Source organism: Streptomyces sp. URMC 127, from assembly GCF_051386535.1.
GTDB lineage: Bacteria > Actinomycetota > Actinomycetes > Streptomycetales > Streptomycetaceae > Streptomyces.
Window position 1 is genome coordinate 1 of the sequence record NZ_JBPQTW010000063.1, and the last position, 21,022, is coordinate 21,022.

The 21,022-nt window shown below is 71.0% G+C and carries 22 protein-coding genes and 1 pseudogene; 8 read left to right on the forward strand and 15 right to left on the reverse strand.

Going from position 1 to position 21,022, the window contains the following annotated elements:
• Positions 1-48 precede the first annotated feature (48 nt).
• Positions 49-1,260: an acetate kinase gene (locus ACSNOH_RS15815; protein WP_436721965.1), complete on the forward strand. Its 1,212-nt coding sequence runs from the start codon at positions 49-51 to the stop codon at positions 1,258-1,260.
• A 72-nt stretch (positions 1,261-1,332) separates the two neighbouring features.
• The gene (pyk, locus tag ACSNOH_RS15820; protein WP_436721966.1) at positions 1,333-2,760 is read left to right on the forward strand and encodes a pyruvate kinase; all 1,428 of its coding nucleotides are present in this window, start codon (positions 1,333-1,335) and stop codon (positions 2,758-2,760) included.
• A 109-nt stretch (positions 2,761-2,869) separates the two neighbouring features.
• On the opposite strand, the gene ACSNOH_RS15825 is transcribed toward pyk, so the two are convergent.
• From ACSNOH_RS15825 to ACSNOH_RS15840, 4 genes are all read right to left on the reverse strand, one after another.
• The gene (locus tag ACSNOH_RS15825) at positions 2,870-4,138 is read right to left on the reverse strand and encodes a hypothetical protein (RefSeq protein ID WP_436721967.1); all 1,269 of its coding nucleotides are present in this window, start codon (positions 4,136-4,138) and stop codon (positions 2,870-2,872) included.
• Positions 4,128-4,625: a DUF6114 domain-containing protein gene (locus ACSNOH_RS15830; protein ID WP_436721968.1), complete on the reverse strand. Its 498-nt coding sequence runs from the start codon at positions 4,623-4,625 to the stop codon at positions 4,128-4,130. The genes ACSNOH_RS15825 and ACSNOH_RS15830 overlap by 11 nt, the downstream gene beginning before the upstream one ends.
• A 92-nt stretch (positions 4,626-4,717) precedes the next feature.
• The gene (locus ACSNOH_RS15835) at positions 4,718-5,359 is read right to left on the reverse strand and encodes a DUF6230 family protein (RefSeq protein ID WP_436721969.1); all 642 of its coding nucleotides are present in this window, start codon (positions 5,357-5,359) and stop codon (positions 4,718-4,720) included.
• A 558-nt stretch (positions 5,360-5,917) separates the two neighbouring features.
• Positions 5,918-6,886: a tetratricopeptide repeat protein gene (locus ACSNOH_RS15840; RefSeq protein ID WP_436721970.1), complete on the reverse strand. Its 969-nt coding sequence runs from the start codon at positions 6,884-6,886 to the stop codon at positions 5,918-5,920.
• 183 nt (positions 6,887-7,069) lie between these two features.
• Here ACSNOH_RS15840 and ACSNOH_RS15845 point away from each other — a divergent pair, with 183 nt between their 5' ends.
• Entirely contained in the window at positions 7,070-7,696 is a 627-nt protein-coding gene (locus tag ACSNOH_RS15845) for a TetR/AcrR family transcriptional regulator (RefSeq protein ID WP_436721971.1), read from the forward strand.
• Between the two features lie 106 nt (positions 7,697-7,802).
• Here the strand turns inward: ACSNOH_RS15845 and ACSNOH_RS15850 are convergent, their stop codons facing one another.
• The 8 genes and pseudogenes from ACSNOH_RS15850 to ACSNOH_RS15885 form a co-directional block, all read right to left on the reverse strand.
• Positions 7,803-9,503 (reverse strand): acyl-CoA mutase large subunit family protein, encoded by a 1,701-nt coding sequence (locus ACSNOH_RS15850; protein ID WP_436721972.1) that lies wholly within the window; start codon positions 9,501-9,503, stop codon positions 7,803-7,805.
• A gap of 143 nt (positions 9,504-9,646) precedes the next feature.
• On the reverse strand, positions 9,647-9,976 hold the full coding sequence (locus tag ACSNOH_RS15855; RefSeq protein WP_436721973.1) for a DUF3817 domain-containing protein: 330 nt from the start codon (positions 9,974-9,976) through the stop codon (positions 9,647-9,649).
• A gap of 70 nt (positions 9,977-10,046) precedes the next feature.
• On the reverse strand, positions 10,047-10,559 hold the full coding sequence (locus tag ACSNOH_RS15860) for a MarR family winged helix-turn-helix transcriptional regulator (protein WP_436721974.1): 513 nt from the start codon (positions 10,557-10,559) through the stop codon (positions 10,047-10,049).
• A 43-nt stretch (positions 10,560-10,602) separates the two neighbouring features.
• Positions 10,603-10,980, reverse strand: coding sequence for a hypothetical protein (locus ACSNOH_RS15865; RefSeq protein WP_436721975.1), 378 nt, complete (start codon positions 10,978-10,980; stop codon positions 10,603-10,605).
• 31 nt (positions 10,981-11,011) lie between these two features.
• Positions 11,012-11,617, reverse strand: a pseudogene (locus ACSNOH_RS15870) (hypothetical protein); the annotation flags it as partial.
• A gap of 193 nt (positions 11,618-11,810) precedes the next feature.
• Positions 11,811-12,491 carry a DUF4166 domain-containing protein gene (locus ACSNOH_RS15875; protein ID WP_436721976.1) on the reverse strand — a complete coding sequence of 227 codons (681 nt, stop codon included), beginning with the start codon at positions 12,489-12,491 and terminating at the stop codon, positions 11,811-11,813.
• Between the two features lie 177 nt (positions 12,492-12,668).
• Positions 12,669-12,965: an MTH1187 family thiamine-binding protein gene (locus tag ACSNOH_RS15880; protein WP_436721977.1), complete on the reverse strand. Its 297-nt coding sequence runs from the start codon at positions 12,963-12,965 to the stop codon at positions 12,669-12,671.
• Entirely contained in the window at positions 12,962-13,306 is a 345-nt protein-coding gene (locus tag ACSNOH_RS15885; protein WP_436721978.1) for a DUF3817 domain-containing protein, read from the reverse strand. The genes ACSNOH_RS15880 and ACSNOH_RS15885 overlap by 4 nt, the downstream gene beginning before the upstream one ends.
• Positions 13,307-13,490: 184 nt before the next feature.
• Between ACSNOH_RS15885 and ACSNOH_RS15890 the strand changes: the two genes are divergently transcribed.
• The 4 genes from ACSNOH_RS15890 to ACSNOH_RS15905 all read left to right on the forward strand — a co-directional run bounded on the left by ACSNOH_RS15890 (position 13,491) and on the right by ACSNOH_RS15905 (position 16,138).
• Positions 13,491-14,129, forward strand: a complete 639-nt coding sequence (locus tag ACSNOH_RS15890; RefSeq protein ID WP_436721979.1) for an AIM24 family protein — start codon at positions 13,491-13,493, stop codon at positions 14,127-14,129.
• Positions 14,129-14,779 (forward strand): AIM24 family protein, encoded by a 651-nt coding sequence (locus tag ACSNOH_RS15895; RefSeq protein WP_436721980.1) that lies wholly within the window; start codon positions 14,129-14,131, stop codon positions 14,777-14,779. The genes ACSNOH_RS15890 and ACSNOH_RS15895 overlap by 1 nt, the downstream gene beginning before the upstream one ends.
• 5 nt (positions 14,780-14,784) lie before the next feature.
• On the forward strand, positions 14,785-15,549 hold the full coding sequence (locus ACSNOH_RS15900) for an AIM24 family protein (RefSeq protein WP_436721990.1): 765 nt from the start codon (positions 14,785-14,787) through the stop codon (positions 15,547-15,549).
• A 112-nt stretch (positions 15,550-15,661) separates the two neighbouring features.
• The gene (locus tag ACSNOH_RS15905) at positions 15,662-16,138 is read left to right on the forward strand and encodes a MarR family winged helix-turn-helix transcriptional regulator (protein WP_436721991.1); all 477 of its coding nucleotides are present in this window, start codon (positions 15,662-15,664) and stop codon (positions 16,136-16,138) included.
• Positions 16,139-16,186: 48 nt separating this feature from the next.
• Here ACSNOH_RS15905 and ACSNOH_RS15910 read toward each other — a convergent pair whose 3' ends face one another.
• The 3 genes from ACSNOH_RS15910 to ACSNOH_RS15920 form a co-directional block, all read right to left on the reverse strand.
• On the reverse strand, positions 16,187-18,094 hold the full coding sequence (locus tag ACSNOH_RS15910) for a transglycosylase domain-containing protein (RefSeq protein WP_436721981.1): 1,908 nt from the start codon (positions 18,092-18,094) through the stop codon (positions 16,187-16,189).
• A 95-nt stretch (positions 18,095-18,189) separates the two neighbouring features.
• The gene (gene meaB / locus ACSNOH_RS15915) at positions 18,190-19,146 is read right to left on the reverse strand and encodes a methylmalonyl Co-A mutase-associated GTPase MeaB (RefSeq protein ID WP_436721992.1); all 957 of its coding nucleotides are present in this window, start codon (positions 19,144-19,146) and stop codon (positions 18,190-18,192) included.
• Between the two features lie 43 nt (positions 19,147-19,189).
• Complete coding sequence (locus ACSNOH_RS15920; protein ID WP_436721993.1) at positions 19,190-20,365, reverse strand: acetyl-CoA C-acetyltransferase; 1,176 nt, start codon at positions 20,363-20,365, stop codon at positions 19,190-19,192.
• A 193-nt stretch (positions 20,366-20,558) separates the two neighbouring features.
• On the opposite strand from ACSNOH_RS15920, the gene mce reads away from it, so the two are divergent.
• The gene (gene mce / locus ACSNOH_RS15925; protein WP_436721983.1) at positions 20,559-20,999 is read left to right on the forward strand and encodes a methylmalonyl-CoA epimerase; all 441 of its coding nucleotides are present in this window, start codon (positions 20,559-20,561) and stop codon (positions 20,997-20,999) included.
• Positions 21,000-21,022 lie beyond the last annotated feature (23 nt).

Sequence of the window (21,022 nt, forward strand, 5' to 3'; positions counted from 1 at the left end):
CCAGCCCCCACTCCCGACGTCGAGACCCCCACAACCCGGAAAGCGTTCATGACTGCCAACCCCACCCGAGTCCTCGTCCTCAACTCCGGCTCCTCCTCGGTCAAGTACCAGCTGCTCGACATGGCCGACGGCGCCCGGCTGGCCGCGGGCCTGGTCGAGCGCATCGGCGAGGAGACCTCCCGCCTCGTGCACTCCCCGCTCGCCACGGGCGGCGACAAGCGCGAGAAGGAGGCGCCGATCGCCGACCACGAGGCCGCGCTGAAGGCGGTCTCCGCGGAGCTGGCCGCGGACGGGCTGGGCCTCGACTCGCCGGAGCTCGCCGCGATCGGCCACCGGGTGGTGCACGGCGGCCAGAAGTTCACCGCCCCCACCGTGATCACCGACGAGGTGCTCGCCGAGATCGAGCGCCTGGTGCCGGTGGCCCCGCTGCACAACCCGGCCAACATCACCGGCATCCGCACCGCGCAGGCGCTCCGCCCCGACCTGCCGCAGGTCGCCGTCTTCGACACGGCCTTCCACACCACGATGCCGGAGGCCGCCGCCCGCTACGCGATCGACACCGCCACGGCCGACGCGCACATGATCCGCCGCTACGGCTTCCACGGCACCTCGCACGCCTACGTCTCGCGCGAGACCGCGAAGCTGCTCGGCAAGGACCCCTCCGAGGTCAACGTGATCGTGCTGCACCTGGGCAACGGCGCCTCGGCCTCCGCGGTCGAGCGCGGCCGCTGCGTCGACACCTCCATGGGCCTCACCCCGCTGGAGGGCCTGGTCATGGGCACCCGCTCGGGCGATCTGGACCCGGCGGTCCTGCTCCACCTGTCCCGCAACGCCGGGATGTCCACCGACGAGATCGACGCGCTGCTCAACAAGAAGAGCGGTCTGATCGGCCTGTGCGGCGACAACGACATGCGCGAGATCCGCCGCCGCATCGACGAGGGCGACGAGCAGGCGCAGCTCGCCTTCGACATCTACGTGCACCGGCTGAAGAAGTACATAGGCGCCTACTACGCCGTGCTCGGCAAGGTCGACGCCGTGGCCTTCACCGCGGGCGTCGGCGAGAACGCCGCCCCGGTCCGCGAGGCCGCCGTCGCGGGCCTGGAGGAGCTCGGCCTCGCCGTCGACGCCGGCCTCAACGCCGTCCGCTCCGGCGAGCCGCGCCTGATCTCCCCCGAGTACGCCCGCGTCGCCGTCGCCGTCGTGCCCACCGACGAGGAGCTGGAGATCGCCACCCAGACGTACGACCTGGTCAGCGCTTGATCCCCGGCCGCACGTCGGTCGTTCCCACAGCTCGAATATTCCGCTCCGAAACAAACCGATAGGATCTGCCCCATGCGCCGTTCCAAAATCGTCTGCACCCTGGGCCCCGCCGTCGACTCCTTCGAGCAGCTGAAGACGCTGATCGAGGCCGGCATGAACGTGGCCCGCTTCAACATGAGCCACGGGACCCACGCGGAGCACGAGGAGCGGTACCACCGCCTCCGCAAGGCCGCGGCGGAGACCGGCCGGGCGGTCGGCGTCCTCGCCGACCTGCAGGGCCCGAAGATCCGCCTGGAGACCTTCGCGGACGGCCCGGTGGAGCTGGTGCGCGGTGACGAGTTCACCATCACCACCGAGGACGTCCCCGGCGACAAGACGATCTGCGGCACGACCTACAAGGGCCTGCCCGGCGACGTCGCCAAGGGCGACCAGGTCCTGATCAACGACGGCAACGTCGAGCTGCGCGTCACCGAGGTCGACGGCCCGCGCGTGCGGACCATCGTGATCGAGGGCGGCGTCATCTCCGACCACAAGGGCATCAACCTGCCCGGCGCGGCGGTGAACGTCCCGGCGCTGTCCGAGAAGGACGTCGAGGACCTGAAGTTCGCCCTCGCCATGGGCTGCGACATGGTCGCCCTGTCCTTCGTCCGCGACGCCAAGGACGTCCTCGACGTCCACCGCGTCATGGACGAGGTCGGCCGCCGGGTGCCGGTCATCGCCAAGGTCGAGAAGCCGCAGGCCGTCGCCAACATGCAGGACGTCGTCATGGCGTTCGACGGCGTGATGGTGGCCCGCGGCGACCTCGCGGTGGAGTACCCGCTGGAGAAGGTCCCGATGGTGCAGAAGCGCCTCATCGAGATGTGCCGCCGCAACGCCAAGCCGGTGATCGTCGCGACCCAGATGATGGAGTCGATGATCACCAACTCGCGCCCGACCCGCGCCGAGGCCTCCGACGTCGCCAACGCCATCCTCGACGGCGCCGACGCGGTCATGCTCTCCGCCGAGTCGAGCGTCGGCGCGTATCCGATCGAGACCGTCAAGACGATGTCCCGCATCGTCGAGGCGGCCGAGGAGGAGCTGCTCTCCAAGGGCCTGCAGCCGCTGGTCCCGGGCAAGAAGCCGCGCACCCAGGGCGGTTCGGTCGCCCGCGCGGCCTGCGAGATCGCGGACTTCCTGGGCGCCAAGTCGCTGGTGGCCTTCACCAAGTCCGGTGACACCGCCCGCCGCCTGTCCCGCTACCGCGCGGCCCAGCCGATCCTGGCCTTCACCACGGACGCCTCCACCTGCAACCAGCTCACGCTGAGCTGGGGCGTCGAGACGTTCGTCGTCCCGCACGTGGAGAACACGGACGCGATGGTCGACCTCGTCGACGCGGAGCTGCTGAAGCTCAAGCGCTACAACGACGGCGACACCATGATCATCACGGCGGGCTCCCCGCCCGGTGTCCCCGGCACGACGAACATGGTGCGCGTGCACCACCTGGGCGGCGAGAGCCGCTGACGCGGGTCTTCCCGTACGACGGCCGTGGCCTCCGTCCCCTCGCGGGGGGACGGAGGCCCCCCCCCCCCCCCACGGCCGTATGTGCAGGCAGTGCGTTACGGATACGTGTTTACGGGTACGTGCCGTCGGTCATGTACTGGTGCAGGTTCGGGATGTGCAGCGTGCCGCCGAACTGGCCGCCCTGACGGATCTTGACGTTGGTGTAGAAGACCGGGATCGGCAGCTTCAGGCCCGGTATGAGCGGCGGCGGGATGCTGGGCGAGTGCGTCGCCGGGATGATCCCGAGCAGGTTGCCCTTCAGCTCCTCCGTGTACATGGTGATCTTCCCGCCGGTGACGGTGGACTCCGTGCCGATGCCCGCGACGTGGTACTGCTTGCCCTGGTTGTTGACGATCTGGTGCAGGTCCTTGATCGCCAGCGAGTCGGCGGTGAACTTGAGGACGTCCTTCTTCTGCCCGTTCACCATGGTGATCTTCTTGATGCCCTCGTAGGTCAGCCCGGTGAGGGTGAGCTTGCTCGCCTCCAGGTACCAGGGCTGGTTGGGGAAGGCGTGGTGCTCGTTCTCGTCCACGACGGTGCCCTTGGGGCAGGGGGGCAGCTCGCCGTCGCCCGGCTCCGGTGCCGCCGAGGGCGAGGTCGAGCCCGAGGGCCCCGGGCTCGGCGACGTGGACGGTCCGGCGGAGGACGGTCCCGCGGAGGGGGCGGCCTTGCTCTCCTGCCCGGAGGGTTTCTCCGCCGGGTCGTTGCGAGCCTTGCCGGGCCCGGCCGAGGGCCCGGGAGCGGGCGCCGAGGACGGCGGGGCCGCCGGGGCCGGGGAAACCGGGGAGCTCGGCGAGCCCGCCGCAGGCGGCTTCGCCCCGCCGGTCAGGATGTCGTGGAGCTTGTCCCCGAGGCCCAGCGGGTCGAGGGGGTTCCGGGCCTTGGAGGCGGAGGGGGACGGCGAAGGAGAAGGGGCCGCCGGGGACGGCGAGCCGGAGGACGCGGCGGGCTTCGGGGACGCGGACTTCCCGGGCGCCGCCGGCTTCTTCTCCGGCTCCCTCTGCTTGCCGGGGGCCGCGGACGCACCCGCGCTCGGGGCGGTGCTCGGACCACTGCCCGGCTTCTCGCTCGGCTTCTCGCCCGGCTTGCCGCTCGGCTCGGCCGGCTTCTCCGACTCCGGGCTCCCGCTCTCCGGCGCCGCATCCGGCGCCGTAGCGCACGCGCCGTCGAACAGCTTCTTGGGCGCGGGCTTCGCGGCGGCCAGCGTCGGGGTGAGCCCCATGCCCATGAGGACGGCGCTCGGCATCGCCACGATGGCGACGGCCTTGCCCGCCGGCATGTGCAGCCGGGCGAGGAGCGGCTTTCTGGGCGCGGCGTGGCGCGGCCCCTCACTCGCCACGGTCGCCTCCGTCCCGCTCCTTGCTGAGCGACACGGCGGGCCCGGCCGCGGGCGCGGGCCCCTGCTCCGGCCGTGCCGCGGCGCCCGCCGGGCGGCCCGGCGCCCACGACACCCCGAGGGCGCCGCCGACGAGGGCGAGCAGGAAACCGACGAGGAACGCGCCGAAGTTGGAGACCACGAGGGAGACCAGCGCGAGCAGGATGGCCGCGACCCCGGCGAAGATCCGCGACTGCTGCTGGAACCAGAGCGTCAGGCCGAGGACGACCAGCAGCACCCCTATGATCAGCGAGCCGGCGCCCGCCGTGGTGGCCATGCGGATGTGCAGGTCGCCCAGCGTCATGGTCTGGTAGGGGATGTACATGATCGGGAATCCGGCGAGCAGGGTCCACAGGCCGCCCCAGAACGGGCGTTGCCAGCGCCACTCCCGGAACGAACGGCGGGCGCGGCCGAATGAACCGGCCTGCTGGGGTCGCGTGTCGACGCTCATGGCGGACAACTCCTCGGGGGCATGTTCTTCGGTACGGCGCGGACGCGGTACGGGTGCGGGAGCGCCCGCCCCGTACCGGCCCGTTCAGTGGGTCAGCCCTTGGGCACGTCGCACTGGGCCTCGCCCCAGTTGATGCCCATGTGCAGACCGGGGAGCGTGAACGTTCCGGCCGAGGTGGCCCAGGCCTTCTGGTCGACGCTGTCGAACCAGACCTCGTCCGCCTGCTGGGCGAACGAGCCGGGCACGTGCTGGCCCTCGTGGTTCTTGCCCTCGGCCGCAGGCCCCGGCCCCTTGGTCGTGTTGTCCACGGACACGCCGATGTCGACGTTCTTGAACGTGGCGTTGGCCTTCATGTCCTCGGCGTCGATGTACAGCTTCTCCGCCGTGACCTGCTTGTCGCCGCCCGCCTCCAGCTTCATCGACACCTTCTTGCCGATGACCGGGATGGGGATCGTGACCGCCTGGCAGAGCTTGCTGATCTGCGCCTCGTTGATGCCGACCACCGCGACGGGCTTGGCGCCCGCCTTCGTCTGGTCCATGGCGCCGTACTGGACGAACCCGGTGCCGTGCAGCTTCCCTGCCGTCACCTGGAACTGCTGGCCCGACACGCTGAACGACGCCGCCAGCGCGCCCTGGGCTATGGCCACGCCGATCGCGGCCGTCGCCGCGACGCTCGGCACCATGACGACGGCGAACCGCCGCCATCTGGTCCCACCGCGAGTCTGAGACTCCATGACTTGCCTCCTTCTCGGACGTACATCTCCGGCTCGGGCTCCGCGTCGCGGATCCGCCCGGGGATGGGAGACGTGCTACGCCCTCGGGAAGGAGAGCGCCGCGTCCGGCGGCGCGCAACGCCTCCGGGAACACCGGCGATCACCCCCGAGCGACAACCACTTGGCCACGCCTTCGCGCAACCGGTGGGACAGGCCCTGCCCGGAAGTGCGGCGGGGACCCCCCTGTCCCTGAACCGGCCCGTGCGCGGGCCGGTCCGCCCGGTGGGGACCCGTCCCCCCGACACCGACCGGCTGCCAGGTTGGGGGAATGGACCGAGCGTGGCCGATCGTGGTGCATTCGCGGCTGCCGCACAAGAGGTTCATTACTAGCGAGTAACGAGCCGATAACCGCGGGGCGTCCGGTGCGCATCGGCGGGCGGGAGGAGGTCGCCGCACCGTGCCCGGACGGAAGCGGAGGTAAAAGAAAAACCCGGGCGAAAGCCCGGGCTTTTCTTACTCGCAGTAACGGCGGCCGCTTTCACCAAGTTTTGGTAAAGCGAGGCCGTTGAGTCATGTGGGTCAGAACAGTGCGCGAGAGAGCGCGGTCCGCGCGGCACTCACCCGCGGGTCGTCCGCCCCGATCACCTCGAAGAGCTCCAGCAGCCGCACGCGGGCCGCGTTGCGGTCGTCGCCCGCGGTGCGCTTGACCGTGTCGATCAGACGGCCGAAGGCGTCCTCGACATGACCGCCGACCAGATCCAGGTCGGCCGCCGCGATCTGCGCCTGCACATCGCCGGGAGCGTCCGCCGCGGCCTTGCGGACCGCCTGCGGGTCGACGCCCTGGACGCGCTGCAGGAGCTCCGCCTGCGCGAGGCCCAGCTTCGCCTCCGGATGGGCCGGGTCGTCCGCCAGCACGTTCTTGTACGCCTGGATCGCACCGCCCAGGTCGCCCTTGTCCAGCGCCTCGTGGGCGAGGCTCAGCGCCGCGTCGTACGGACCGGCCGGCTGCTCCGGCTCCTGCGGGCCCTCCTCGGCGGCCTCCGCGGAGACCGGCGCGCCCACGATGCCGAAGCGCTGCTCGGCCACCTGCACGAGCTGGTCCAGCACCTGACGGATCTGCGCCTCCGGCGCGGCGCCCTGGAACAGCGGCAGGGCCTGGCCCGCCACCACCGCGAAGACCGCGGGGATCGACTGCACGCCGAACTGCTGGAAGAGGAGCTGATTGGCCTCGACGTCGACCTTGGCGAGCACGAAGCGGCCCGCGTACTCGGCGGCCAGCCGCTCCAGGAGCGGGCCGAGCTGCTTGCACGGCTCGCACCAGTCGGCCCAGAAGTCGATGACGACGGGCACTTCGGCGGAGCGCTGCAGGACCTGGGCCTCGAAGCCGGCCTCGTCGACGTCGAAGACCAGGCGGCCGGCGGCGGCGGGCGGCGCGCCCCTGCGGGCGGCCTCGGCCCGGGCCTGCTCCGCCTTCTGCTTGGCTTCCCCGGCCGCCTTCACCGCGGCGAGGTCGACCACTCCACTCATGGACATGTTCCGTGGCTGCATGGGCCCTATCCTCCCCCCTCGGCGCGCGAACCGGAAAAATAGCGGTGGCGGTGCGACGCCGGGTCCCCACCCGGCGTCCGTGGTTGTCGCTCTTACGCTACGAGCCGTAGCGTAACTGCACCCCCCGCCCCTTCCGCAAGCCCTTCCCGCCCACGGGGCTACCCAGCGGTAGGGTCCGGTGCCATGAGCTCCGCCGCCTCCTCCCCCGCGCCGCGCCGCACCGGCCGCCCGCGCAGCCCCGAGGCCGACCGCGCGATCCTGGACGCGACGCGCGCCGCGCTGGTCGAGCTGGGCTGGGGGAAGCTGACGATGGGCGACGTCGCCGCCCGCGCGGGCGTCGCCAAGACCACGCTCTACCGGCGCTGGGCGGGCAAGAGCGAGCTCGTCGTGGACGCGGTGGCGGCGCTCTTCGACGAGCATCTGGAACTGCCGGACCGGGGCAGCCTTCAGGCCGACGTCGAGAACGTCGTCCTGCAGTTCGCGGCGCTGCTGGAGCGCCCGGAGACCAAGACCGCCCTGATGGCCGTCGTGGCCGAGTCCACGCGTGACGGCGCGCTCCGCGACCGCATCCGCTCGGCCATCGTCGACCGCCAGAAGTCCCTGGTGCTGCTCGGCCGTGACCGGGCGCAGCGCCGCGGCGAGCTTCCCCGCGAGGACGATGCCGCGGCGGCGGCCCGTACGGCCGACCTCATCTTCGACGTCATTGCGGGCGCGGTGGTGCACCGCACCCTGGTCAGCGCGGAGCCGGTGGACCCGGAGTGGGCCCGCGGCTTCGCCGCGCTCCTGATCGGCGGCCTGCGGGGCTCCTGACCGGGCCGGGGCGGCGCCCGCACACGCCGGACGGGCCTGGCGCCGCCGGGACCGCGGCAGCACCAGGCCCGTCCGGGGCCGGTATCCGGGACGGAGCCCGGAGCGCTCAGAAGCCGGCCGGCTCCACGTAGATCCCCCACTCCTCCCGCAGGGCGTCGCAGATCTCGCCGAGCGTGGCCTCGGCCCGGACCGCCTCCAGCATCGGCTCGATCATGTTCGACCCGTCGCGGGCGGCGGCCAGCATGGCCTCCAGGCAGGCCCGTACGCGGGCGTCGTCCCGGCCGGTCTTACGGGCGGCCAGGACGCGGACCTGCTCGCGCTCCACCTCGTGGCTGACGCGCAGGATCTCCAGGTCGCCCGTGACCGAGCCGTGGTGGCAGTTGACGCCGACGACCCGCTTGTCGCCCTTCTCCAGCGCCTGCTGGTAGCGGAAGGCGCTCTCGGCGATCTCGCCGGTGAACCAGCCGTCCTCGATGCCGCGCAGGATGCCGGAGGTGACGGGCCCGATGGGGTGCCGCCCGTCGGGGTGCGCCCGCAGGCCCCGCTCCTTGATCTGCTCGAAGATCTTCTCGGCGTCGGCCTCGATCCGGTCGGTGAGCTGCTCGACGTACCAGGCGCCGCCGAGGGGGTCGGCGACGTTGGCGACGCCGGTCTCCTCCATCAGCACCTGCTGGGTGCGCAGCGCGATCTCCGCGGCCTGCTCGCTGGGCAGCGCGAGGGTCTCGTCGAGGGCGTTGGTGTGCAGGGAGTTCGTGCCGCCGAGGACGGCGGCGAGGGCCTCCACGGCCGTCCGCACGACGTTGTTGTACGGCTGCTGCGCGGTCAGGGAGACGCCCGCGGTCTGGGTGTGGAAGCGCAGCCACTGCGCCTTCTCGGACTTCGCGCCGTAGACCTCCTTCATCCAGCGGGCCCAGATGCGGCGGGCCGCGCGGAACTTGGCGATCTCCTCGAAGAAGTCGACGTGGGCGTCGAAGAAGAAGGACAGGCCGGGCGCGAAGGTGTCGACGTCGAGGCCGCGGCTCAGGCCGAGCTCCACGTACCCGAAGCCGTCGGCCAGGGTGTAGGCGAGCTCCTGCGCGGCCGTGGCCCCGGCCTCGCGGATGTGGTAGCCGGAGACGGACAGGGGCTTGTAGGCGGGGATGGTGCGGCTGCAGTGCTCCATCAGGTCGCCGATGAGGCGCAGGTGGGGCTCGGGCGGGAAGAGCCACTCCTTCTGCGCGATGTACTCCTTGAAGATGTCCGTCTGCAGCGTGCCGTTGAGCACGGCCGGGTCGACGCCCTGCCGCTCGGCGGCCACGAGGTACATGCAGAAGACGGGCACGGCCGGACCGCTGATCGTCATCGACGTCGTCACGTCGCCGAGGGGAATGTCCTTGAAGAGGACCTCCATGTCGGCCGCGGAGTCGATGGCGACGCCGCAGTGGCCGACCTCGCCGAGGGAGCGCGGGTCGTCGGAGTCGCGGCCCATGAGGGTGGGCATGTCGAAGGCCACGCTGAGGCCGCCGCCGCCGTTGGCGAGGATCATCTTGTAGCGCTCGTTGGTCTGCTCGGCGTTGCCGAAGCCGGCGAACTGGCGGATGGTCCAGGTGCGGCCGCGGTAGCCCGTGGCGTACAGGCCGCGGGTGAAGGGGTACTCCCCCGGCCAGCCGATGCGCTCGAAGCCCTCGTAGGTGTCGCCGGGGCGCGGACCGTAGACCGGGTCGACCTCGTCGCCGGAGAGGGTGGTGAAGTCGGCCTCGCGCTTGCGCGCGGCGTCGAACCGCGCCTGCCAGCGGCTGCGGCCCGCCTCGATTGCGCTTGCGTCCATGGTGGTCTCGTCTGCCTCTCCGTGCCCCGTTGCGCGAATTTAGTAGGACGTCCTAGTAAATCGTCGCGCAAGAGCGCCCCGAACACAAGAGGTGTCCGGGGCGGGGCGCGGTCCGGCTGCGCCGGCGGGGGCAGCCGGCAGGGTCAGGCGGTCGCCTGCGCGGGCGCCCCCTCCAGCAGGGGCTCGACCTCGCGCACGACCTGCCGCTCGACGAAGAACGCGGCCGTCGGGATCGTGCCGGAGACCAGCACCCACAGCAGCTTGCCGAACTTCCAGCGGGCCTTGGAGCCGAGGTCGAAGGCGAAGACCAGGTAGATGATGAAGAGCACGCCGTGGATCTGGGAGATCACGAGGGTGACGTTCGCGCCCGTGTCGAAGCCGTACTTGAGGACCATGCTCGCGCAGAGCACCAGCAGCATCACGGCAGTGGCGTAGGCCATCACGCGGTATCGGGTCAGGACGCTCTTCTTCATGACAACGAGCGTAACCGGCCGACCGGGGCCGATCTTCGCCGCCCCGCCCGCACGGCGCGAACCTTCGTGGCTAACCCTCGTCCTCGAAATCGCCCGCCGCCACCCGGAGCGGCCGCAGCATCTCGAAGATCTCCCCGCACTCCTCCGCGTCGTACGCGCCCAGGCCGAAGTCCATCGCCATCAGGTCGCGCGTGGCCGCGTCGACCACCTCGCGCCCCTTCTCCGTGATCGACGCGAGCGTGCCGCGGCCGTCCTTGGGGTTGGGCCGCTTGGCGACGAGCCCGGAGGCCACCAGCCGGTCCACGGTGTTGGTCACCGACGTCGGATGCACCATCAGCCGCTCGCCGATCTTCGACATCGGCAGCTCCCCGGCCTTGCTGAACGTCAGCAGCACCAGCGCCTCGTAGCGCGCGAACGTCAGCCCGTACGGCTTGACCACCGCGTCGACCTGCCCCAGCAGGATCTGGTGGGCCCGCATGATCGACGTGATCGCCGCCATCGACGGCACGGAGCCCCACCGCTGCTTCCAGAGCTCGTCGGCTCGGGCGATGGGGTCGAAGGGGAGGCTGAGCGGCTTGGGCACGGTCCCGAGCCTACCGTTCGGTCATTTCCCGGACGGGCGTATCTCAGATCCCGGACGGCACGGAACGCCCCGGCTCCGCGGCCACGGCGGCGGCCTCGCGCACCAGCCGCACCGCCGTCGCGAGGCTCAGCCCGCGCTCGGCCCTGCGCAGCGCCTTGATGGCGTGGAGCTCCTGACTACGCGCGTCGACCCCGGCCTCGGCCAGGATGCCGCGCACCCACTCGGCCCGCACCTCGCGCTCGGGGCGGGCCGCGTGCTCGGCGATCAGCGCGGCGGCGCGCTCCAGGCCGGGACGCTCCTCGGCGCCGGCGGTCGCCAGCGCCTCGCGTATCGCCGTGGCCGCCGCGTGCGAGTCGCGCAGCACGACGACCTCGAAGTCGGCGCCGGACTTCTTCGTGCCGCCGGTGAACACGTCGAGCATGGCAACTCCCCCTGCAGACCTTGATCGTGGATCACGCAGAGCCTACGACAAGCCGTACGACGCTCCCGACCACAAGGGTTCCGATCAGGCCGCTGCCCGCCACGACCCAGTGCACGGGGGCGAGTTCGGCGGCCGCCCCGGCAAGCGCCATGCCCAGCCCCTGGACGGTCATCGTCCCCGCCGTCTGCAGGGTCATCGCGCGCCCGCGCAGCTCTTCGGGCACCGCGGCGACGAACCACTGGTCCAGGCCAAGGGTGTACGCGGCGCCCAGACCGGCCAGCGCCACGGCGGCCAGGGACCAGCCGAGCGACGGCTTCAGCACGTAGAACAGGAAGGGCAGCAGGAGCAGGGCCGCCGCGGGCAGGGTGAGGCGTTCCCGGCCGCGGGGCCCCAGGAGCGAGCCGGCCAGCACCTCGCCGAGAATCGTCCCGGCGGGCATCGCACACATCAGCAGCCCTCCCGCCGCGAACCCGGCGAGCTGCGCGCCCTGCGTGACGATCCGGATCAGCGACCGGCCGAGGACGAACAGATCGCCCTCGCCCAGGACGTCCCCGAGCGTGGCCGACCGCGTGCCGGCCAGCACCGGCCCGGCCAGGGCGCTGAGGCACCGCATCGCGAAAGCCTCCGGCACGGTGGTTGGCATCCCTCATGAGGATGTCCGGATGCGACTTGGCCTGGAGCGTGAGCGACCCTTCCAGGCTGCACGTGGGCCGGTATCGCGTCCTCTACGAGATCTCCGCGGAATCCGTCACCATCGTGGTGATCCACGTCGGTCGCGTCGGCTGGGGCCGGCCCTCGGTCCCGCCCGGCGAACGCCCACCCCTGCGCCCTCAGACCCGAGCCTCCTCCCGCACCGGCCGCAGCCCCGCCCTCACCCCGCGCGTTGCCACGGCCTCGTACTGCACGGTGAACGAACCGCGGTAGCCGACGAGGAGGCCGAAGCGGCGATTGGTCACACGGACGTCGATGCGGAAACGGCCCGCCTCCTCGTCGTAGGACTCTCGGGCGACGGCATCGCCGCCGATCAGGTGCGGTACGCGCGCGTCGACGGGGCCTTCGCGGAAGCGGTGCTCGCCGGAGCGGATGACGAGGGCTCCGGTGCGGTCGGCGCTGAAGCGGAGGTCGCTGGCGAGGTGCTGGTGGGTGCCGAGGTAGTCGACGATGCAGTCCCGCTCCGGGCTGAAGACCATCGTGGCGTCGAAACGGTGCGGGCGGCCGGGGAAGCGGAACGTGCGGACGAAGGTGACGGTCTCGCGGCCGTACGCGTCGCGGTAGGGGACGTTCTCGATGACGAAGGGGATGTTCCGTCCGGCGCGCGGCACAAGGACGTTCCGGCTGCCCCCGAGCGCGAGGAAGGGCCGTACGAAGCTGCGGCCGTGCAGGATCTCATCCATGCTGCCTGTGCCGGTGCAGGCTTCACCGCTGTCGAGGCCGACGGAGAAGCGGCGTTGGAGCTGCGGATGCAGCCGGTCGAATTCAGCACCCATGGCGCGCTGGAAGATCGAGGTCATGTCGCCTGCCCCACCTAGTAATCGAACGATTTAATCGGGTGCTCAAACCACGTTCGGACGCACGCTAGACAGGGAGAGGCATCTGATCAAGAGAGGTTTTCGGCCTGCGGGAATGCAGAACGGCCCGGTTCGGTGCGCATTTGCGCTCCGAACCGGGCCGTTTTCCGTCGGCTGAGGTCAGCCCTCGGCGAGGTAGCGTTCGACCGTTTCGACCTTGGACGTCAGGCCGTCCGTGACGCCCGGGCGGATGTCCGCCTTCAGGACGAGGGAGACGCGGCCCGCTCTCGCCTCGACCGCGGCGACGGCGCTCTTGACGACGTCCATGACCTCGTCCCACTCGCCCTCGATGGACGTGAACATCGCGTCCGTGCGGTTCGGCAGGCCGGATTCGCGCACGACGCGCACCGCGTCCGCCACGTACTCGCCGACGTCCTCGCCCACACCCAGGGGCGACACCGAGAAGGCGACGATCATGCGTTGACCACTCCCTCCTTGCGGGCGCGGGCGGCGATGACGCTCGCCTCGGCCTCGCGGCGCAGCATGCGGTCGGCGAAGAAGCCGCCGGTCGGCAGGACGGAGAGGACGAAGTAGAGGGCCGCGGTCTTCAGGGGCCACTTGGTCTTGTTCCAGGCGTCGAGCCAGAAGAGGACGTAGATGACGAAGAGGATGCCGTGAACGGCGCCCATCACCGGTACGGCGTTGAAGTCCGTCGTGCGCTTGAGCACGGAGCAGACGATGAGGAGGAGGAAGGAAACGGCCTCCGGGGCGGAGACCAGGCGGAGCCGGCGCAGGGCGGAGGCGGTCTTGATGTCCACGGGGTACGCACCTTCGTGAAGTCAGTGACTGGGCAGTGGCTGAGCAGTCGCGGGACGACTACAGCTTGTGATGACATTCACAAGCTCGTCCATTGTTGCAGCCTCGTCCCGGATGCCTGGATCCGGGGTCATTCCGGGACCAAGGGCCTGTCGGACCGGCGAGTCCGCCCGCTAGCGTCGTCCCGTGGCACAGTTTCGGCTCCAAGGGAGCAAAGTCCTCGCCGTCGACCTGGCGGGCGACGCGGTCAAGGCCAGGAACGGGTCGATGGTCGCGTACGAGGGCGACATGACGTTCAAGAAAATGACCGGCGGCGGCGACGGCCTGCGCGGCATGGTCACGCGCCGGCTCACCGGCGAGCAGATGGAAGTGATGGAGGTGAAGGGGCACGGCACCTGCTACTTCGCCGACCGGGCGACCGAGATCAACCTCGTCTCCCTCCGCGGCGAGACGCTCTACGTGGAGGCGAGCAACCTCCTGGCCGCCGACGCCTCCCTCCGCACCGGCACGACGTTCACCGGCGTGCGCGGCGCCTCCCAGGGCAACGGGCTGTTCACGACGACCGTGGAGGGCACGGGCCAGGCCGCGATCATGTCCGACGGCACGGCGATCGTCCTGCGGGTGACGCCCGCGACGCCCCTGCAGGTCGACCCGGGGGCGTACATAGCCCACACCGGCAAGCTCAAGCAGCACTTCCAGTCCGGGGTCAACTTCCGCACGTTCATCGGCGAGGGCTCGGGCGAGGCCTTCCAGATCCGCTTCGAGGGCGAGGGTCTCGTGTACGTCCAGCCGAGCGAGCGCACGACGTTCGGAGGTGACGTCTGATGCCGTTCCGGCCCCTCAATTCCCGCATGGTCGAGGCGACGGTCGTGCCCGGCCAGCGCCTGTTCAGCCAGCGCGGCGCCATGCTCGCCTACAAGGGCGACGTCTCCTTCACCCCGTCCATCACCGGCGGCCAGGGCGGCGTGCTGGGCATGATCGGCCGGCGCGTCGCCAACGAAGCCACTCCGCTGATGACGGTGGAGGGCAGCGGCACGGTGATGTTCGGCCACGGCGGCCACCACGTGCACGTGGTGGAGCTGGCGGGCGAGACGCTCTACGTGGAGGCGGACCGGCTGCTCGCCTTCGACGGCTCCCTGCAGCAGGGCACGATGTTCATGGGCTCGCAGGGCGGCGTCATGGGCATGGTCCGCGGGCAGGTCACCGGCCAGGGCCTGTTCACGACGACCCTCAAGGGCCACGGCGCGGTCGCCGTGATGGCCCACGGCGGCGTCATCGAGCTGCCGATCCGCTCCGGCCGCCCGGTGCACGTGGATCCGCAGGCCTACGTGGCCCACCGCGGCGACGTCCGCAACAAGCTCTCCACGGCCTTCGGCTGGCGCGAGATGGTGGGCCGCGGCTCCGGGGAGGCCTTCCAGCTGGAGCTGTCCGGCGAGGGCACGGTGTACGTACAGGCCTCGGAGGAGAAGCTGTGAGCACGGTGAACGGTCCCGTCATCCACGACGCGCACACCCTGCCGTCGGGCGACAACGTCAATCCGTACGCCTTCAGCGTGGACCTGGACGGCCAGTGGTTCCTGCAGAAGGGGAAGATGATCGCCTACTACGGGCGCATCGACTTCCACGGCATCGGCCACGGCCGCCTCGACCGGCTCATCGCCCACAGCTTCCACTCGCCGCTGCACGCCGCGGACTGGGTGGTCGCCGAGGGCAAGGGCAAGATGCTGCTCGCCGACCGCAGCTTCGACGTCAACTCCTTCGACCTGGAGGACGGCAACCTGACGGTGCGGTCGGGCAATCTGCTGGCGTTCGAGCCCTCGCTGTCGCTCAAGCAGTCGATCGTGCCGGGCTTCCTGACGCTCATCGGCACGGGCAAGTTCGTGGCGGCCTCCAACGGCCCGGTGGTCTTCGTCGAGCCACCCGTCCGGGTGGACCCGCAGGCCCTCGTCGGCTGGGCCGACTGCCCCTCCCCATGCCACCACTACGACCACCAGTACCTGCGGGGCGTGGTGGGCGGGGTGCGGGCGTTCACGGGCCTCGGCGGGACCTCGGGCGAGGAGCACCAGTTCGAGTTCGTGGGCGCCGGTACGGTGCTGCTGCAGTCGACGGAGCAGCTGATGGCCGAGATCCCCACGGGCGAGACGCCGCACCAGGCGGGGGTCCCGGGCGCAAGCCCGTCGAATCAGCCATCTATGCCGCGGATGCCGGGCCAGCTCGGTGACCTCCAGCGCCGCTTCGGGCTGTGAGCGGTACTCTGCGGAGTGTGACGTCGAACGTGTGACCTCACACTCCGCGACGCCGCACTCCGCAGTTAACTGGTTAACCTTTCAACTTCTTAGGTAGAATTCCTCTATGTCTATGGACACCGAGAACGGCACCCGCTGGCTCAGCGAAGAGGAACAGCGCGCCTGGCGCGCCCACCTGGACGTCAGCCGCCTGCTGATGCACCAGCTCGAACGGGACCTGCAGCCGTTCGGCCTCACCAACAACGACTACGAGATCCTGGTCAACCTCTCGGAGTCCGAGGACCACCGCATGCGGATGAGCGACCTCGCCACCGCGACCCTGCAGTCGAAGAGCCGCCTCTCGCACCAGATCACCCGCATGGAGAACGCGGGCCTGGTCCGCCGCGAGAACTGCGAGTCGGACCGCCGGGGTCTGTACGCCGTCCTCACGGAGCACGGCTGGGACACCATGCGCCAGGTGGCCCCGCACCACGTCGCCTCCGTCCGCGAGCACTTCATCGACCTCCTGGGCGAGGCCGACCTCAAGGCGCTGCACGCCTCCCTGACCCCGGTGGCCCAGCACCTCCGCTCGCTCCGCGGCCGCGCCTGAGCCCGGCCCGCACCCGCACCCGCACCCGCCCATCCGCACCGTCCCGCTTCAGAGGCGGGCCGCCGACCCCGTGTAACCGGCCCAGATGCGGGCCGGGAAGACGGCGCCGCGCCGGGAGTCCTCACCTCCCACGCCCGTCATCGGCAGGAGCGGCCCCCCGTCCGGCTTGGTGCGGAACATCGTGACGGCCGTGGACAGGCTGTCCGTATAGCCCACGTACCACGCCGACTTCATCCGGTCCTGGTCGCCCGTACGGGCCGCCGCATGGCCCTCCGGCGTGCGCAGGGCCTCCGTGACCTCCGCCGCGGTCTCCTTCGCGACAGCCCGCCTCGCCTTCGCCCGCTCCTCGAAGCCGCCCACCGGCCGCCCGTCCTTGACGACCTTGGTGACCGAGTAGGGGTCGTTCTGCAGGCCTTCATGGGCGAACGTGCCGTACGCCGCGGCCATGCGCACGGCGCTCGGCGTGGAGGAGCCGATGGGGAAGGACTCGTCCAGCCCGGCCATGCTGCTCTTCAGCAGTCCGGTGCGCAGCGCCGTCTCCCGCACCTGCTTCAGCCCGGTCTCCTTGCCCAGGCGCACGTACGTCGCGTTGCCGCCGGAGGTCAGCGCCTGCCGCAGGGTGGGGTGGTCCTCGTCGGCGCCCGGGCCCGGGCCGGAGCCGGACTGCAGCTTGCCGGCGTCGTCGTAGTAGCCGTCCGCGTCCGTCCCGTCCTCCAGGGCGGCGGCCAGGACGAACGGCTTGAAGGCGGAGCCCACGGGGACGCCCGAGGTGTCGGCGTTGTTGGCGAAGTGCTTCGTGGCGTCGGGCCCGCCGTAGAGGGCGAGGACGGCGCCGTCCGAGGGGCGCACGGAGGCCGCGCCGACCTGGACGTCGGTGTCGGTGTCCGGGCGCTTGCCCGGGTCGATGTCCTTGGTGAGGACATCGTCCACGGCCTTCTTCAGCCGCTGCATCCGGTTCCTGTCGAAGGTGGTGTGGATGCGGTAGCCGCCGTGGGCCAGGTCCGCTTCGGTGAGCATGGCCCGCTGCTTGATGTACTTGTTGGCGACGTCGACGAGGTAGCCGGTCTGGCCGCCGAGGCCGCCGGCCACGGACGGCTTGCGGGGCTCGGGGAAGTCCCGGTACGTCTCGCGCTCGTCGCGGGACATGCGGCCGGTCCGCACTTCCCGGTCGAGGATCCACTTCCAGCGCTCCTCCGCGCGCTCGTGGTTGCCCTTGCTGACCGACGGGTCGTAGAGTTCGGCTCCCTTCAACAGCGCCGCGAGGAAAGCGCCCTGACTGGGGTTCAGCTGCTTCGCCGGGATGCCGTAGTAGGACTGCGCCGCGGCCTCGATCCCGTACGCGCCGCGCCCGAACCAGCTGGTGTTGAGGTAGCCCTGCAGGACCTCCTCCTTGCTCTTGGTGCGGTCCACCTTCAGGGCGATGACGAGCTCTTTGACCTTCCGGGTGGCCGTCTGCTCCTGGGAGAGGTAGGTGTTCTTCACGTACTGCTGGGTGATGGTGGAGCCGCCCTGGGTCTCCTCGCCGCCCGCCGTGCTGGCGAAGGCCCGCAGGATGCCCTTGAACGACACGCCGCGGTCGCGGTAGAAGGTCTCGTTCTCGGCGGCTATCACCGCGTTCTGCACGGACACCGGCACGTCGGAGAGGCGGACGATGGTGCGGTTGACTTCGCCGACGCTTGCCAGCTGCGAACCGTCCGACCAGTAGTACGTGTTGGCCTCCTGTCGGGCCGCCGCGTTCTCGTCCGGGATGCCGACGGTCGCGTAGAGGTACGCGAACAGGCCGGTCGCGCACGCGAGGAAGAAGAGCACCGTGCCCAGCCACTGCCGCCACGAGGGGAGCCAGCGGCGCACGCCCCTTCTGCCGCGGCGGGGGTAGTCGACGAAGCGCTTGCGGGCGGCTGCGGGCTCCTCCGTCTTGCGGCGGCGGGGACGCAGCTTGTGCCGGTTCTTGCTCAAGGGCTGATCGCTCTCGACGGGAACGGGGTACGTCTGCGGAGACGACCCCGGAGCAAGATCCGGTTCGGTTATTCGTGTGAGCGTTCCATGACGGCTCAGCCGTTCGTGAGCCCCGCCACCAGTTCGTCGGCCGCCGCGTACGGGTCCAGCGAGCCGTCCACGATGCGCTCCGCGAGGGCGGTCAGGCGCCGGTCGCCGTGGAGGTCGGCGATGCGCTCGCGCAGGGCCGTGACGGCGATGGTCTCGACCTCGCGGGCGGCGCGGGCCGTGCGGCGCTCCGCCAGGACGCCCCGCTCCTCCATCCAGGCCCGGTGCTTCTCCAGCGCCTCGACCAGCTCGTCCGTGCCCTCGCCGCGCGCGGCCACGGTCTTGACGATCGGCGGCCGCCAGTCGCCGGGAGCCCGGGCCTCGCCCAGGCCCAGCATGTGGTTGAGCTCGCGCGCCGTGGCGTCGGCGCCGTCGCGGTCGGACTTGTTGACGACGTAGACGTCGCCGATCTCCAGGATCCCGGCCTTGGCGGCCTGGATGCCGTCGCCCATGCCCGGGGCGAGCAGCACCACGCTCGTATCGGCCTGGGAGGCGATCTCCACCTCGGACTGGCCGACACCGACCGTCTCGACGAGGATCACGTCGCAGCCGGCCGCGTCCAGCACCCGGATCGCCTGCGGGGCGGCCCAGGCCAGGCCGCCCAGGTGGCCGCGCGTGGCCATGGAGCGGATGTAGACGCCGGGGTCGGAGGCGTGGTCGGACATCCGTACGCGGTCGCCGAGCAGGGCGCCGCCCGAGAACGGCGAGGACGGGTCGACGGCGAGCACGCCGACCCGCTTGCCCGTCCGGCGGTACGCGCTGACCAGCGCCGATGTGGACGTGGACTTGCCGACGCCGGGCGAGCCGGTCAGGCCGACGACGTACGCGCCGCCGGTCAGCGGGGCCAGTGCGGCCATGACGTCGCGCAGGTGCGGGGACGCCCCCTCCACCAGGGAGATCAGCCGGGCCACGGCGCGCGGCCGGCCCTCGCGGGCCTGCTCCACCAGGGCGGGGACGTCCACCATCACGGCTCCGATCTTCTTGGAAGGCTCGCCGGGAGCGCGGGGGTTACTTGCCGGGCACGCGGATGATCAGGGCGTCGCCCTGGCCGCCGCCGCCGCACAGGGCCGCCGCGCCGATGCCGCCGCCGCGCCGCTTGAGCTCCAGCGCGAGGTGGAGGACCGTGCGGGCGCCGGACATGCCGATCGGGTGGCCGAGCGCGATGGCACCGCCGTTGACGTTCACCTTTTCCGGGGATACGCCCAGGTCCTTGATTGACTGCACGAGGACCGCGGCGAACGCCTCGTTGATCTCGATGAGGTCGAGGTCGTCGACGGTCAGGCCCTCGCGGCCGAGCGCGTGCTTGATGGCGTTGGAGGGCTGGGAGTGCAGGGAGTTGTCCGGGCCCGCGACGTTGCCGTGGGCGCCGATCTCGGCGATCCACTCCAGGCCCAGCTCCTCGGCCTTGGCCTTGCTCATCACGACGACGGCGGCGGCGCCGTCGGAGATCTGCGAGGAGGTGCCGGCGGTGATCGTGCCGTCCTTGCGGAAGGACGGGCGCAGCTTGGCGAGGACCTCGGTGGTGGTGTCGCCGCGGACGCCCTCGTCGTGGGCGAAGACGACCGGGTCGCCCTTGCGCTGCGGGACCTCGACGGGGGTGATCTCGGCCTCGAAGATGCCGTTCTTCTGGGCGGCGGCGGCGCGCTGGTGGGAGCGGGCGCCGATCTCGTCCTGCTCGGCGCGGCCGATGCCGAGGCGGGTGTTGTGGTTCTCGGTGGAGGCGCCCATGGCGATGGACTCGAAGGAGTCGGTGAGGCCGTCGTGGTCCATCGAGTCGAGCATCTCGATCGCGCCGTACTTGTAGCCCTCGCGGGACTTGGGCAGCAGGTGCGGGGCGTTGGTCATGGACTCCTGGCCGCCGGCGACGACGATGTCGAACTCGCCCGCGCGGATGAGCTGGTCGGCCAGGGCGATGGCGTCGAGGCCGGAGAGGCAGACCTTGTTGATCGTCAGGGCCGGGACGTGCATGGGGATGCCGCCCTTGACCGCCGCCTGGCGGGCCGGGATCTGGCCCGCGCCGGCCTGCAGCACCTGACCCATGATCACGTACTGCACCTGGTCGCCGCCGATGCCGGCCCGGTCGAGGGCCGCCTTGATGGCGAAGCCGCCCAGCTCGGCCGCGGAGAAGCTGCGCAGGGAGCCCAGCAGCTTGCCCATGGGCGTACGGGCACCCGCGACGATCACGGACGTGGTGCCGGTCGAACCGTTCGTACCAGACATGAGGCGCGGCCCCTTCGAGTCGACTTCGAGCGGAGGTTAACGAGGGTTTCCGTCAATGTACTGAGCGGTACTCGCGCGGTCACCGGGGAGCGGGTGTGATCGCAAGCACGTTGCGTACACGTTGCGTGACCAAGCCGTGCGGCGGTGCACTGGTTCCATGCTGACGCGTATCGACCACATCGGGATCGCCTGTTTCGACCTCGACCGGACTGTCGAGTTCTACCGTGCCACGTACGGCTTCGAGGTGTTCCACACCGAGGTCAACGAGGAGCAGGGCGTCCGCGAGGCCATGCTGAAGATCAATGAGACCTCGGACGGCGGGGCCTCGTACCTGCAGCTGCTGGAGCCGACGCGGGAGGACTCCGCGGTCGGCAAGTGGCTGGCGAAGAACGGCGAGGGGGTTCACCACATCGCGTTCGGCACGGCGGACGTGGACGGGGACGCCGAGGCCGTGCGCGGCAAGGGCGTCCGGGTGCTCTACGACGAGCCGCGGCGCGGCTCCATGGGGTCGCGGATCACCTTCCTGCACCCCAAGGACTGCCACGGCGTCCTCACCGAACTGGTCACCTCGGCGCCCCCGGCGGACCAGGAGCACTGACCCGCACTCCCCCCGGCCGGTAG